This is a genomic window from Alteromonas sp. MTD1 (assembly GCF_042848195.1).
Classification (GTDB): Bacteria; Pseudomonadota; Gammaproteobacteria; order Enterobacterales; family Alteromonadaceae; genus Alteromonas.
Genome location: NZ_BTGG01000001.1, coordinates 248,231 through 261,481, shown reverse-complemented (window position 1 = coordinate 261,481; position 13,251 = coordinate 248,231). Strand labels below are relative to the sequence as shown.

At 42.7% G+C, this 13,251-nt stretch carries 16 protein-coding genes; 12 read left to right on the top strand and 4 right to left on the bottom strand.

Annotated elements, in window-relative coordinates; genetic code table 11:
• Positions 1-82: 82 nt before the first annotated feature.
• From ACGHAV_RS01125 to ACGHAV_RS01115, 3 genes are read right to left on the bottom strand one after another with little or no spacing between them, the layout of a single operon-like run.
• Positions 83-772, bottom strand: a complete 690-nt coding sequence (locus ACGHAV_RS01125; protein ID WP_390375277.1) for an NTP transferase domain-containing protein — start codon at positions 770-772, stop codon at positions 83-85.
• Between the two features lie 7 nt (positions 773-779).
• Positions 780-1,961 carry a hypothetical protein gene (locus tag ACGHAV_RS01120; RefSeq protein WP_334015950.1) on the bottom strand — a complete coding sequence of 394 codons (1,182 nt, stop codon included), beginning with the start codon at positions 1,959-1,961 and terminating at the stop codon, positions 780-782.
• Positions 1,961-2,797, bottom strand: a complete 837-nt coding sequence (locus ACGHAV_RS01115) for a MoxR family ATPase (protein WP_334015951.1) — start codon at positions 2,795-2,797, stop codon at positions 1,961-1,963. The genes ACGHAV_RS01120 and ACGHAV_RS01115 overlap by 1 nt, the downstream gene beginning before the upstream one ends.
• A gap of 213 nt (positions 2,798-3,010) precedes the next feature.
• Here ACGHAV_RS01115 and cysK point away from each other — a divergent pair, with 213 nt between their 5' ends.
• The 12 genes from cysK (at position 3,011) to ACGHAV_RS01055 (ending at position 11,400) form a co-directional block, all read left to right on the top strand.
• Entirely contained in the window at positions 3,011-3,976 is a 966-nt protein-coding gene (gene cysK / locus ACGHAV_RS01110; RefSeq protein WP_390375274.1) for a cysteine synthase A, read from the top strand.
• 291 nt (positions 3,977-4,267) lie between these two features.
• On the top strand, positions 4,268-4,720 hold the full coding sequence (locus ACGHAV_RS01105) for a hypothetical protein (RefSeq protein ID WP_334015953.1): 453 nt from the start codon (positions 4,268-4,270) through the stop codon (positions 4,718-4,720).
• A 154-nt stretch (positions 4,721-4,874) separates the two neighbouring features.
• On the top strand, positions 4,875-5,183 hold the full coding sequence (locus tag ACGHAV_RS01100) for a hypothetical protein (protein WP_390375271.1): 309 nt from the start codon (positions 4,875-4,877) through the stop codon (positions 5,181-5,183).
• A 650-nt stretch (positions 5,184-5,833) separates the two neighbouring features.
• A complete protein-coding gene (locus tag ACGHAV_RS01095) occupies positions 5,834-6,106 on the top strand; it encodes a hypothetical protein (protein WP_390375268.1) in 273 nt (90 codons plus the stop codon).
• 136 nt (positions 6,107-6,242) lie between these two features.
• Entirely contained in the window at positions 6,243-6,611 is a 369-nt protein-coding gene (locus tag ACGHAV_RS01090) for a hypothetical protein (protein WP_390375265.1), read from the top strand.
• A gap of 161 nt (positions 6,612-6,772) precedes the next feature.
• Positions 6,773-8,086 (top strand): serine hydrolase domain-containing protein, encoded by a 1,314-nt coding sequence (locus tag ACGHAV_RS01085; protein ID WP_390375262.1) that lies wholly within the window; start codon positions 6,773-6,775, stop codon positions 8,084-8,086.
• 85 nt (positions 8,087-8,171) lie between these two features.
• The gene (locus tag ACGHAV_RS01080) at positions 8,172-8,417 is read left to right on the top strand and encodes a DUF2164 domain-containing protein (protein ID WP_390375259.1); all 246 of its coding nucleotides are present in this window, start codon (positions 8,172-8,174) and stop codon (positions 8,415-8,417) included.
• 206 nt (positions 8,418-8,623) lie between these two features.
• Positions 8,624-9,205 (top strand): hypothetical protein, encoded by a 582-nt coding sequence (locus ACGHAV_RS01075; protein WP_390375258.1) that lies wholly within the window; start codon positions 8,624-8,626, stop codon positions 9,203-9,205.
• Between the two features lie 18 nt (positions 9,206-9,223).
• Positions 9,224-9,604, top strand: a complete 381-nt coding sequence (locus ACGHAV_RS01070; protein WP_334015259.1) for a VOC family protein — start codon at positions 9,224-9,226, stop codon at positions 9,602-9,604.
• A gap of 131 nt (positions 9,605-9,735) precedes the next feature.
• On the top strand, positions 9,736-10,215 hold the full coding sequence (locus ACGHAV_RS01065) for a DUF6438 domain-containing protein (RefSeq protein WP_390375256.1): 480 nt from the start codon (positions 9,736-9,738) through the stop codon (positions 10,213-10,215).
• A gap of 97 nt (positions 10,216-10,312) precedes the next feature.
• Entirely contained in the window at positions 10,313-10,792 is a 480-nt protein-coding gene (locus tag ACGHAV_RS01060; RefSeq protein WP_390375253.1) for a hypothetical protein, read from the top strand.
• A gap of 149 nt (positions 10,793-10,941) precedes the next feature.
• A complete protein-coding gene (locus ACGHAV_RS01055) occupies positions 10,942-11,400 on the top strand; it encodes a hypothetical protein (RefSeq protein ID WP_390375250.1) in 459 nt (152 codons plus the stop codon).
• An 82-nt stretch (positions 11,401-11,482) separates the two neighbouring features.
• Here the strand turns inward: ACGHAV_RS01055 and ggt are convergent, their stop codons facing one another.
• Positions 11,483-13,243: a gamma-glutamyltransferase gene (gene ggt / locus ACGHAV_RS01050; RefSeq protein ID WP_390376026.1), complete on the bottom strand. Its 1,761-nt coding sequence runs from the start codon at positions 13,241-13,243 to the stop codon at positions 11,483-11,485.
• Positions 13,244-13,251 lie beyond the last annotated feature (8 nt).

Sequence of the window (13,251 nt, the reverse complement as noted above, 5' to 3'; positions counted from 1 at the left end):
ATGCTGTTTGGCGTAAAAAAGTGCCAAAGCTCTAATTGAGGCGCTGCTAGTACAACTGAGAGTACAGCTTTTAGTAAAGCTGTTAATACAACGAAACCCAGTCTTGTGGTGTGTCTATATCAAACTCTGCGTTTGGTATAGGCACTGCCGTTAACTTACCTGCCTTTTTGTACTCCATAATTACAGGTTTTGCGCCTATATCTCCTGAAATTGCCATTAAGTCGTCAAACGCATCTGCTGGAAATATGGCTGGCACCGTTAGCTTGGTTTTACCTTCATTTAGCCATTCACTGCAAACCACGTGAGATGGATTTGCTTTAGATGCTTCAATAAGCTCACGCAGATCGTAAGAACTTACTTTAGGTAAATCAGCAAGGGTAATAAGTATATGGCTTGGTACAGCTTCACTATGCGTAAGTGCCACGCTGTGCTTATCTTCAATATCCACTAGCGGCTTACCTGCAGCTAAATAGCTTACCCCTTCGCGAATACTCGCAGCAATGCCCTCTTGCCAATTGGTGTTGGTTATCACTGAAACAGGTAAATGGCTAAGCGCGTCGCGCACACTTTTATCCCACTTTCCGGTTATTACCAGCATTTCAATGTGGCTTTGCACACTTGCAGTATCGTCGCTTAACGCGTTCTTGAGTTGGTATGCGCTATAGGTTACAAGCGATGTGTTTGCAATTGGATGTTGTGATAGTAGCTTATTGCCAGCAAAACGAGCGCTTTGCCCGCCTGCTAGCAATAAACCAGCTAATTTATAATTCATCTGTAGCTCATCGGCTTCGGCTTAAGCCTTTAATGGCGTCGGTTAACCCTTCTAACGTTAGCCCATACATTCTGTCTTCCATAATCTCGCGAATAATTTTAATAGACGAATAATACGGCCAGTAGTTTTCAGGTTGCGGGTTAAGCCAAACGGCATTATTAAAGTGATTAAGCAAACGCTGCATCCACACACTGCCTGGCTCTTCATTCCAATGCTCTACGCTACCGCCCGGATAAGTAATTTCATATGGCCCCATAGTGGCGTCACCTACAAATATTACTTTATAGTCTTTTCCGTAGCGATGAATGATATCCCAAATAGGAATGCGCTCTTTGTTGCGACGCTGGTTGTCTTTCCACACCTCTTCGTACACACAGTTATGAAAGTAAAAATACTCTAAATATTTAAACTCCGACTGCACCGCTGAAAAAAGCTCTTGTGTGCTTTTCACGTGAGGATCCATAGACCCACCCACATCAAAAAACATCAACACCTTTACCGCATTATGACGTTCAGGTGCCATGTGAATATCCAGCAAACCGCCCTTCTTCGCCGTTTCACCAATGGTGGTAGGCACGTCAAGCTGCTCGCTGGCACCGGTGCGGGCAAACTTTCTTAGTTTACGCAGCGCCACCTTTATGTTTCGCGTACCAAGCTCTACATCAGAACTTAAGTTTTTAAATTCGCGTTTATCCCATACCTTGGCCGCTGAAAACTTGCGGTTTCCTTTTTGACCAATACGCACGCCTTCGGGGTTATCGCCATACGCTCCAAACGGTGAAGTGCCGCCAGTACCTATCCATTTATTTCCACCTTGATGACGCTTTTCTTGTTCTTCCAAGCGCTTTTTCAACGTTTCCATCAGCTCTTCAAGGCCGCCCGCTTTGCGTAGTGCTTCTCGCTCTTCAGGGCTTAGGTTTTTCTCTATTTCCTTACGCAGCCATTCTTCAGGAATATCTTTACCAAATAAATCAACCGACTCTACGCCTTCAAAATACTCGGCAAATGCCCTATCGAACTTGTCGTACTGGGTTTCGTCCTTAACCATAATGGTGCGCGCTAGGCTGTAGAAAGCCTCGATGTCGGCGTACACCACATGCTTTTCCAAAGCTCTGAGCAAATCAAGCAACTCGCGAAGCGTGGTTTTAACCTGATATTTTCGTAGCGTGAAAAAGAACTGAATAAGCATTAGCGACGCGCCATAAAGACCAGTTTCTCAAACAAGTGAATGTCTTGCTCGTTCTTAAGTAATGCGCCATACAGTGGAGGGATAGCTGCTTTACCGTCTTTTGAATGAAGAGCCTCTGGTGGAATGTCTTCTGCTACAAGAAGCTTCAGCCAGTCGATAAGCTCAGACGTAGACGGCTTTTTCTTTAACCCTGGTACATCGCGCAACTCGAAAAACGCTTTAAGCGCTTCATCAAGCAGCTTTTTCTTCAGATCTGGGAAATGCACGTTAACAATTTCCTGCATCTCTTCTGGGTTCGGGAACTGAATATAGTGGAAGAAACAGCGGCGCAAGAATGCATCTGGAAGTTCTTTTTCATTATTCGACGTAATAATAACGATAGGACGCTGCTTTGCGACAACACGCTCTTGTGTTTCGTACACAAAGAATTCCATCTTATCTAGCTCTAGAAGCAGGTCGTTTGGAAACTCAATGTCGGCTTTGTCTATTTCATCAATCAGCAGCACTGGACGTTTTTCTGCGCTAAATGCTTCCCACAGCTTCCCTTTAACAATGTAGTTGCCAATGTCGTGCACGCGATCATCGCCAAGCTGCGAGTCACGCAAACGCGATACCGCGTCATATTCGTACAAACCCTGCTGCGCTTTGGTAGTTGACTTAATGTGCCACTGAATAAGCTCGGTGCCTAAACTTTCTGCTAGCTCCTCGGCCAACATAGTTTTACCAGTGCCTGGCTCGCCCTTGATTAACAGCGGGCGCTCTAGCGTAATGGCGGCGTTTACCGCTAATTGTAAGTCTTTGGTTGCGATGTAATTAGACGTGCCACTAAAAGCCATTGATGTCGTACTCCGTATAATTCTTCGTCTTCATGTATTTTAACAATAACATATAGCTAAAAAACACTTTGCATTTTCACGATTGGGACCAATGATATAGGGGTATGACGAAATCCCCTAATTCACGCTATGAATTATTAATTTTATAAAGGTCGTACAGATCACGACAGAACGGGGTTTCCTAGAAATTCAGGAACGAGGTAAGGATTAAAAATGAACGTATTTGACGACAATTCCCTTGCTATTGGCCGCACGCCACTAGTAAAACTTAATCGCGTAACTTCAGGTAACGTGTACGCAAAAATTGAATCGCGCAACCCAAGTTTCAGCGTAAAGTGCCGTATTGGCGCAAACATGATTTGGGATGCTGAAAAGCGCGGTGTCCTTACCAAAGGTAAAGAAATTGTAGAGCCTACTAGCGGTAACACCGGTATTGCCCTTGCGTTTGTTGCAGCTTCACGCGGCTACAAGCTAACGCTAACCATGCCTAGCAGCATGAGTTTAGAGCGCCGTAAACTGCTTAAAGCGCTGGGTGCAAACTTAGTACTTACCGAAGCGCCTAAAGGCATGAAAGGTGCAGTAGCGGCGGCACAAGAAATTGTGAACTCTGACCCAGAAAAATACGTGCTGCTTCAGCAGTTCGACAACCCAGCAAACCCAGCTATTCACGAAAAAACTACTGGCCCAGAAATTTGGGAAGACACAGACGGCAAAGTAGACGCATTCGTAGCCGGTGTTGGTACGGGCGGTACAATTACTGGTGTTAGCCGTTACCTTAAGAACACTAAAGGTAAAGCTATTACGTCTATTGCAGTAGAGCCGACTGACTCGCCAGTAATTACGCAAGCATTAGCGGGTGAAGAACTAACGCCTGGCCCTCACAAAATTCAGGGTATTGGTGCAGGCTTTATTCCTGGCAACTTAGACCTAGACCTTATTGACGAAGTTGAGCAAGTTACCAACGAAGAATGTATGGAAATGGCACGCAAGCTAATGACCGACGAAGGTATTCTTGCGGGTATTTCATCTGGTGCAGCAGTAGTTGCAGCTAAGCGTTTTGCTGAGCGCCCAGAAAACAAAGACAAAATTGTTGTAGTACTTCTAGCAAGTGGTACAGAGCGTTACCTTAGTAGCCCACTGTTTGCTGGTGCGTTCGACGACCAAGAAGAAGTGCAGTAAGCATTTTTTAAAAGGATTGAAAGCGAGGCTTAGGCCTCGCTTTTTTGTTTCTGTAATCGAATAAATCGCACTGTTTATTTATACAAACCAGCGCTATTTTTCAAAGCGAAAAAATAAAAAAGATAATTTCCGTATTTTACTTTCCATGTTTGCCCAATTTCTTGTAAGGCGTTGATATGGATTTATTTACGTGAGAAAGTGAAAAGATTATTTTAGTGATATATGGAATTAGTCCGCGTTTTAAACAGGATTTTTTCCGTACAATAAATTGTTAGGTAACTAGGGAAGGTCATGCGTAAATATCTTGTGTTGATTTTAATGTTTCAATCATTTTGCTCATACGCCTTAGATGGTTGTTTCGATATGCAGGGCTTTGTAGTTAAGGCAGGTGAAAAAAACTCTCTTGGGATAGAAGCATTAGTGTCATGTGGTCGTTTGACCGATCTATGTGATTTATATATCAGAGTTCCTTCGCAATATGATACAGCAGCGATTATTTACGATCTTAAAGATACTGAAGATTCAGAGCTATATATTCCGACACCTGTCTACAACTGGGATGAAGAATATGCAAAGAAAGAGTATCGCTCACCTAGTGATATAGTTTCTTTTTTAAGCCCCAAATTTCACGGTGTCCATATTCAAATTAAAAAAGATTACGCAGTGCATTCTACTCTCTATTTAACTGAGGCAAATGGTTGTGAATTTATAGATGTTGAAAACTTGTCAGGTTGGTTTAAATAGTTACCTAACAAGTTAATCAATAAGGACATAAAATCATAGGCTTGCCGCGAGGCGGCAGTGTAGCCTATAATTTTCTGCCTATTATTAAAGCGTTATGGCTTCAAATCAGCTCGGGAGTCTAATGTAAAAGAGAGCTGCAATAATGGAGAATTAGATGTTTAAAAAAGGAATTTTGTTTGCAGTTAGTTTATGCGCTTTATCTGGGTGCAATCAGCAGAATATAGCAATAGATCAAGAAAGCCTCTGTGAGGTCAAGGGATGGCAAAAAGATGTTACAGCTGCTTCATGTGAAGTCGGCCAAAAGGTTGTATATCTTCCAAGCTCCTTCGGTAATGAACAGCTTCCTATTATATTTGCAGCTGTGAATTGTGATCACCGATTTAGCATTGCGCTCACAAAAGGCGGAGTATCCTGCATTTATTCTCCTCTTAAGTCAGACTCGCAGGAAAATACTGCAAACTAAGCCTTACAAACCAAGTAAGTGGGACAATAACACGTGGGCTCCCGTCACTTCGTTCCGTATTTTAGCCCACATATTATTGCCCCTTCTTGGGGGGGAGGCATTCAAAGGAAAAGTATGCGACGGAACGTGGTAGAAAAAATTGGACAATGGCAGATTTCCTTAACAAGAAATGCGCACATGTTTAGTCACGAGCTTAAACTTAAAAATAAGAACTTAGAGTTAACGCTCCCTTGTGAAGACCTCGCGATATCTCCGAAGACAATTGGTGTGTGGCTTAATTCAGTAGATACATCAGAAGAAATAAAGAACGAAATAACCAATCTTCTTTTAAAGTGGTCAAAAAAACTGAATGTTCCTTTTAGGATCTATGTTGAAAAAGACGACTTTCGCGCTAATTAGCATCATGCCTCACAACCAAATAAACTCGTTCCCGTTGGTTACTGGGACGCATACATGTGGGCTGCTTCAAATTTTAGCCCACACGCATGCTCCCTTATTTAAGGGTTAGCGATACAAGGAGTTCCATGAGCAATCCACAAAAAACTTGGTAAGAGTATTACGCTAAAATCAAAAATAAAAAAATAGATGGCGCGACTCAACTCTGGAATGCTGTTGTAGGCTCTGGAGCAAATGATAAGACGTTATTTGCGATGGATTTTTGTCATTTTGGTGATGTTCCATCAAAATTAAACGAGTTGGCTAAACAACTCAGTAAAAATTATGAAGTTGAGATTAGTGAAACTGACGAAAAGGGATATCAATTACTTACTGGTACAACTCGACCTTATGGTAATGAATTGAGTGGAGAAGATTTCATCAACTGGGTATCTTTTATGTGTGACGTTGCCCAGTCTTATAGTTGCGTATTTTCAGAGTTTTCATTGGAAAATACAGAAATTGGCTTGATTTGGTCTAACTCATAGTTTGAATCGGGCAAGTATAGCTAACGAAAATCTGTAGCCGTTAGCAAGCTCACTGGGACAATAACACTTGGGCTCAGTCGCTATGCTACACATTTTAGCCAAACATTATCAGCCACTTAACAGGGTGTTATACCCCATGAAAAAACTAACTTTTCTTGTTTTATTGTGCTCAGTATTTGAGGCGCTTGCCTGTCAGCAACCGCCAAATCAAACCGAGCAGGATTTTGTCAGCTGGAAATCTCAAGTATTTGATAACCGTAAAGACAATGGCACTTCTATAATATTGGATATAGCTTTCCCCATAGAGTTTAATGAGTATCAATTCACCAGTGTCAGGCTCTTCAAAGGAAATGGTGTCGGATCAAATGAATTTATACTCCCAATTAGTACCACCGATGAGGCAACCGTAAGCGCTATGGTTGGCAAAGAGCAAATAGAGGAATTGTCATTTGCTGTTACCTATTCAGACTGCGGTTACATTTTTCACTATAAAATTAGTCAGTAAGCTAGCAATGGGGTATAACAAAAAATAATTTAGTAGGCTTAAAGCGCATTAGGAAGCATATACGTAGGGCCGCTTCGCTTCTATGCCCTACACGCCTGCGCCTCTTCTTTAAAAGTTGTATGCAAGACTAGGCCGTCATCAGTAAAGAAATGGGGATAACTATGAGACTCAAGGCGTTATTTTTCACATTGCTGCTAGGCAACTTAAGCTACGCAAGCGGTCAATCATCAAATAGCTTAAATGCTGAAGACTCGAACCCAGTGAAAATGAATTGGATGGTCGGATTTCCACCGCCGGCAGATAAACTCATCATGCAGCCAGAGTCTGATTTTTTTAGTTTTCCTAAATTGAGGTGGACCGTTTGCCACATTAGAGAGCTGATGCCCACTAAACAAGTAAGCAGAGGCATCGGTTCTCCAAAGCTTTTTACCTACGCAAAAGACAAAAATATCGATTCAATTACGTTCACGCCGCTTAATAGTGGCGGTGAAATGACATGGGCTGAATCTTTATCTGAAAATTACACAGACGGTATTCTTATACTGCACAAGGGTCAGATTGTTTACGAAGAGTACTTTGGTTGCCTTAGTGAAACAGGTAAACACGCTGCTATGTCGATGACCAAGTCTCTTACAGGGCTATTGGCAGAAATACTCGTCGCTGAAGGAAGGCTTAAAAAAAACGCCAAGGTCTCCTCTATCATCCCTGAGCTCAAGAATAGTGCATTCGGAAGTGCGACAGTCCTCCAAGTTATGGATATGACAACAGCGCTTGATTACAGTGAAGATTATTCTGATCCTAATGCCGATATATGGCTTTATTCTAAAGCGGCAAATCCTCTACCGAAACCAAAAGATTACAAGGGCCCGAACGGCTATCTGGAGTACCTTCAAACTGTTGAAAAAAGTGGGGATCACGGAGAAGCATTTGGATACAAAACCATTAATACTGACGCACTTGGCTGGATTATTGCCAGAGTTACAGGTAAAGACGTAGCACAACTTCTGTCTGAACGTATCTGGAGAAAGATAGGAGCAGAGCAGGATGGTTATATGACCGTAGACGCTAAAGGAATGCCGTTCGCAGGCGGAGGACTCAGCGCAAGCCTGCGCGACCTTGGGCGTATTGGAGAATTAATGCTTAATAGAGGCAAGTTCAACGGGCAGCAACTTTTTTCTGAAAAGGTTGTTGAGAACATATTAGCCGGTGGTGACCAAGCTGCTTTCGCCAAAGCCGGATATAACACGCTTCCTGGTGGCAGCTATAAAAGCATGTGGTGGGTTTTTCACAATGATCATGGTGCCATAGCGGCTCGGGGTGTCCATGGCCAAACGATTTACATAGATCCAACCGCCGAAATGGTTATTGTTCGGTACTCGTCTTTTCCTACTGCGAAAAACGCAAAAATCGACCCTACGTCGTTGCCTGCATATCAAGCCGTAGCCGAATACCTAATAGAAAAGAAGCTAAAATAGCAAGGACCAACAAGTTGTTGCACGGGAACACATACTAGAAAATTACACAGCGCAAAACTATTCACCAAAAAGGAAATTGAACTCAATGTCTACAATCGACTTCACAAGCAAAGAAAAAGAAGCAATGGTTGAAAAGTTGCAAGCGTATTTTGAGAAAGAGTTAGATCAAGACCTAGGGCAGTTTGATGCTGAGTTTTTGCTAGATTTTGTTTCTAAAGAGTTGGGTGCATACTTTTACAATAGAGGGCTGCATGATGCCAGAGCAGTTCTTGAAAATAAGTTAAGCACAATTGACGAAGACCTATATGCAATTGAAAAAGAAACAAACTAACGCAGCACACATACGAATAGCATGTTGCAGGTGATGAAAAACTATTTTTGGCAGCAATAATTAGCGCTTTCCAAATAATGCCTTGGAAGTAATAACTTAATCAGACGTTCATAACTCATAAACCAAGCCCTCAATATCTTTTGGTTCCCCTTACCTTTTTAATCGTTTATGGTTACTAAGCTGCTATTACCTATAAGGAAATTTCAATGAAACACATGGCTGTTGTACCTTTATTTATTGCCCTTTTAACCGGTTGCAAAACTACCGAAAACCTCGCTCCTGTCTCTCAAATTGCGCCTGGTGTTGCGAAAGAAGGCTCTTTAGCGAACGAAACGCTAGCAGCAGACACAAAAGCCAGATTAGAAGAAGTTATTAACAGCGCTATAGATAGCAGCGAATTATTAAAATTTGTTATACAGCAACCGGTTGGCGAGGTAGGTTCTCGCGCTTGGCGTGAAATGTGGATTGTAAAATCGTCGAAAAGTACGTCTCAGTTTTTAATCACGTTTACAGAATCGGGCCTAGACGCCGCTAATTTTGAGATAAAACCAATGGGCAGCGATAGTAAAGATGCTCCCTGCCCTGCAAACAAAGCGCAGTTTCCCATTGGCATTACAACATCAGAGCAGGTTTTACGCTGCATGGGGAAACCACAGCATGAAAATTATAACCCTGACGGTCGCTTTGTTTACCTATACGAAAGCAAACAGAATTTAATTCTTACCTATCTTTTTAGCCCGGATAAAAAACTTCTAAAAATTGTGGGTTATGAAAAAACCGACCGCTAAAGTAGAGAAAACGCAATAATGGAAATGAATCAAGTAACACTTCCAGTAAAGAACATGGATACTGCTGTAAAGTTCTATTTAACACTGGGCTTTACGCAAATAGTAGATACTCCCCACTATGCAAGGTTTTCATGCCCAAAGGGCAACTCAACTTTTTCGCTTGCCCTTGATGAAGGTGATTACAGCAATGGCGCTGTAATTTACTTTGAAACTGAAAAGCTCGACTCACTGGTAGATGAACTTGTGCAAAAAGGCGTAGTGTTCGAACAACAGCCTACTGAACAACGTTATTTGTGGAAGGAAGCGATTTTAAAAGACCCATCTGGAAACAAAATAAAACTATTCTGGGCTGGTGAAAACAGATTGTCTCCACCGTGGAAAGTGAATAAGCGTGCATAACCTTTATTGGCAAAACGCGTAGCTGTACACGTTTACCTTTGATCATATAGTGCTGAATACAAGTGCATTTAACCCCTTTAATTTATAAGACGCGTTGTACTTACGAAACATATCAATTAAAGGAAAGCGCAGTGAAGGCATTAATAGCTACTTTTCTTCTTTTAGTTACAAGCACCACCACGCAAGTGAATTCGACCGACGTATTTACCTTTACCAAAACGTATTGTTTTGGCACCTGCCCTGCTTTTGAAGTAAATGTATTCGCAGACGGGGTTATAAGCTTTCATGGCCAAGCTTATACCCAAAAAGAAGGCGTTTATAGGCTTCCAAATAACCCAGAGCTGTTTAACCGTATTGTGCAGCAACTTGATGAACATAGCTTTACTCAATTTCTCGACCATTACGGATGGGGTGAAGACGAAGAGGAAAGCCCATGCAAAGAGTTATGGACTGACGCATCTAGCACTGTTATCACGCTGCAATTTGCTAATACAAAGAAGACGGTATATCACTATCATGGTTGTATTGGGTTTGAACGGGAGGATGAGCTTTTTCAGTTAGAAAAGTTATTGTTTGAAATGATTGGTTTAAAAGACTATGTGGGCACCTAGCAGTGTGCTTTAGCAGGCGTTTTTAGACTTAAGGTGTAGACTTAGTCTTTAAAAAACAGCACTATGGCATTTTCAGGCTAGTTATTTAAGGACAAATATGAAAACGCTCAGCTCACTTGCCCTTGCATTATTTATTGCGGGTTGCGCATCAACCGCGAAGAACGACACCACAAAATACAGCACTGCCACGGTATCTAACGTTCAGTCAGAAGAAATAGACAACTTAAGCAATTGCGAACACGAATTTAAAGTTACGTTCGACTATGCCATTGAAGATTACGAAGCCGGCGTAAACAAATACACATGCTCTGTTCAATTTGCGAATACTGACGGTACGTCAACCACCAAATTTGTTGGAGGCCGTTACCCATGCCGTTTAGACAGCGCACAAGGTACAGTAACGGTAGAATGGCCATCACCACTCGACAAAGACGTGATCCTTACTAAAAAAGAAGCATTAAAACTTAAGGTTCCTATCGAATACTTTGTAGCCGTGCACCAAAAGTCGGGGCGCTATAGTACGAAAATTATCGGCAAATCTGCGTCCATGCTAAGCCAAGCGAACGTTATGCGTTAATTTCACCCATGAACTTGCACCTACAAGTATAATTGTCCACTATTTAAGCACGCAGTTTTAGCTTGCGTTGAAAATGACGGAAGCTACAAAGTTTGGCTATACATTGCTTGTGGTGCATGGTTTCTATTTTTGTATAAAAGGTTATTACAATGACAACACGTATGAAGTGCGCTTTATTTGGCCTTCTCACCCTTTTCTTCCTTGGTGGGTGTCAGGAGAAAGAAGAAGGGCTTGGACGCTTTGGAATGCTAGACGACAGCACTCCCGAATACACCGCCGTTGCGTTTTTACGCGGTATATACGAAGACGACAATTTAGATTTTGCTAAAACCCTAGCAAGTAAAAAAATGAAGCGCATTCTTACTCGATATCACACCAACGGTAACGTACAACGTCATTTACTTAATTTGAAGTACGACACTGTTACAATTACTCCACAAAGCGCGGGCTCTGTAGGACGAAGTGAGTTCGCAGATAAATCGACTGTAACTATATTTTTAAGCGGTATGTATAACAATAATAAAGTAGAAGACCTTCGAAGCCTTAATTTGATAAAAGAGGGCGGCGATTGGAAGGTTAACGAAATTGAAGCTGATACTTACTTATAGAAAATAATAGTTTCTAAAAAGCAAATCGCCGCCATGTTAAACAACTAATCTTTGGCGGCGATTTAAACATTCATTTCTATTACTAACGCCCTACTGCAACACCTTCCCTTCTTGGGTCGGCGCCACCAACTAGCTTGCCAGATTTGAACTGAATACCGTGCAGCCCGCTGTTCAAGTCTACGACTTTCACACTGTGACCAAGTGCTTTAAGCGGCGCTTCTAAATCTGCAATAGGCGTGCCTCTTTCAAGTGCAGTATAATCATTTCTATTGGTAATTTTAGGCAGGTTTATTGCCTGCTGAATATCCAAGTTAAAGTCTAAAACGCCAATAAGTGTTTGCGCCACATAACTGACTATTCTAGAGCCGCCAGGCGAGCCTACTACTAGCTCTAAGTTACCGTTTTTGTCGAACACCATTGTTGGGCTCATTGCGCTGCGTGGGCGTTTACCAGGCTCAACTCGGTTTGGTACAGGAAAGCGGTTAGCCGTTGGCGTAAACGAAAAGTCGGTTAATTGGTTGTTTAGTAAGAAGCCCTCTACCATGATACCCGAGCCAAACATAAACTCGATACTGGTGGTCATAGAGATAGCGTTGCCTTCTTTGTCTACAATAGACACATGTGAAGTGTTAGGCAGCTCCATCGAACTACCTAAAGCAACATTTGCGTCAGCGTAAGGGTTACCGGCTCTTGCCCTGCGCCATGATTTATCAATGCCAATCTCTTGTGCGCGGCGCTCTAGATAGGCTTTGTTGATCATTGCCGCGAACGGCAGGTTAGTGAAATCACTGTCGGCAATATATTTTTCTCTATCCGCATAAGAACGTGCGCTGGCCTGCGTGTATAAATGCGCAAATTCAACAGAGTTAGGTTCATATTGACTTAGGTTAAACTCTTCCAACATTTTGAGTATTTGAAACACATTAACACCACCAGAGCTTGGCGGGGGCATGCCACAAATGCGTTTGTCGTGATACGTGCCACACACCGGGTCACGCTTTATGGGCTCGTAATTTGCCAGGTCTTCTAACGTTAGACTACCAGGGTTGATCTCGGCGGTATTTACGGCTTCAACAATTTTCTTTGCCACTTCGCCTTTTAATAAATAGTCACTGCCTTGCTCGGCTATACCTTTGAGGGTTTTTGCTAATTTTTTATTTTTCTTGTTTACACCTTCTTGCAAAGGTTGTCCTGCTGGAAAGAAGTATACCGAGCTTGATGTAAAGTTTTTAAGCCCTGGGTGATAGTCTAATGCCACCAGCTTGGCCAAGCGGGGGGATACGGTAAAGCCTTCCTCAGCCGTTTTAATTGCGTCGTCAAACAGCGTGTTCCAAGGCAGTTTTCCAAATTCGCTTTGCGCCATCTCCAAGGCTTTTACGGCACCCGGAACGCCTACAGACTTACCGCCCACTACCGCGTCAATCCAGCGCATGGGCTTGTTGCCCTGGATAAACCAATGCGCATTCACCGACGCAGGCGCCGTTTCTCGCCCGTCGAAGGTGTGAAGCACCTTATTTTTGTTATCCCAATACAAAATGAAAGCACCGCCACCAATACCTGACGACTGAGGCTCTACTAAAGAAAGCATAGCCTGAACGGCCACTGCGGCGTCTATTGCGCTACCGCCTTTCTCTATAACGTTTTTACCGGCCCACGATGCGTAAGGATTTGCCGCAACCACCATGTATTCTTTGGCTTCAAACGCTTTCTTCTCGTTATATCCCGTTGCGGCCTCTGGCTCCCCTACTTCTCGCGCTTGCTTTGCATTTACGTTAAACGCGAAACACGCTGAAAGTGCAAGAGATACAATTGAAGCTCGCAACAAAACACTGGGTCTCAAAATAGGTTTCC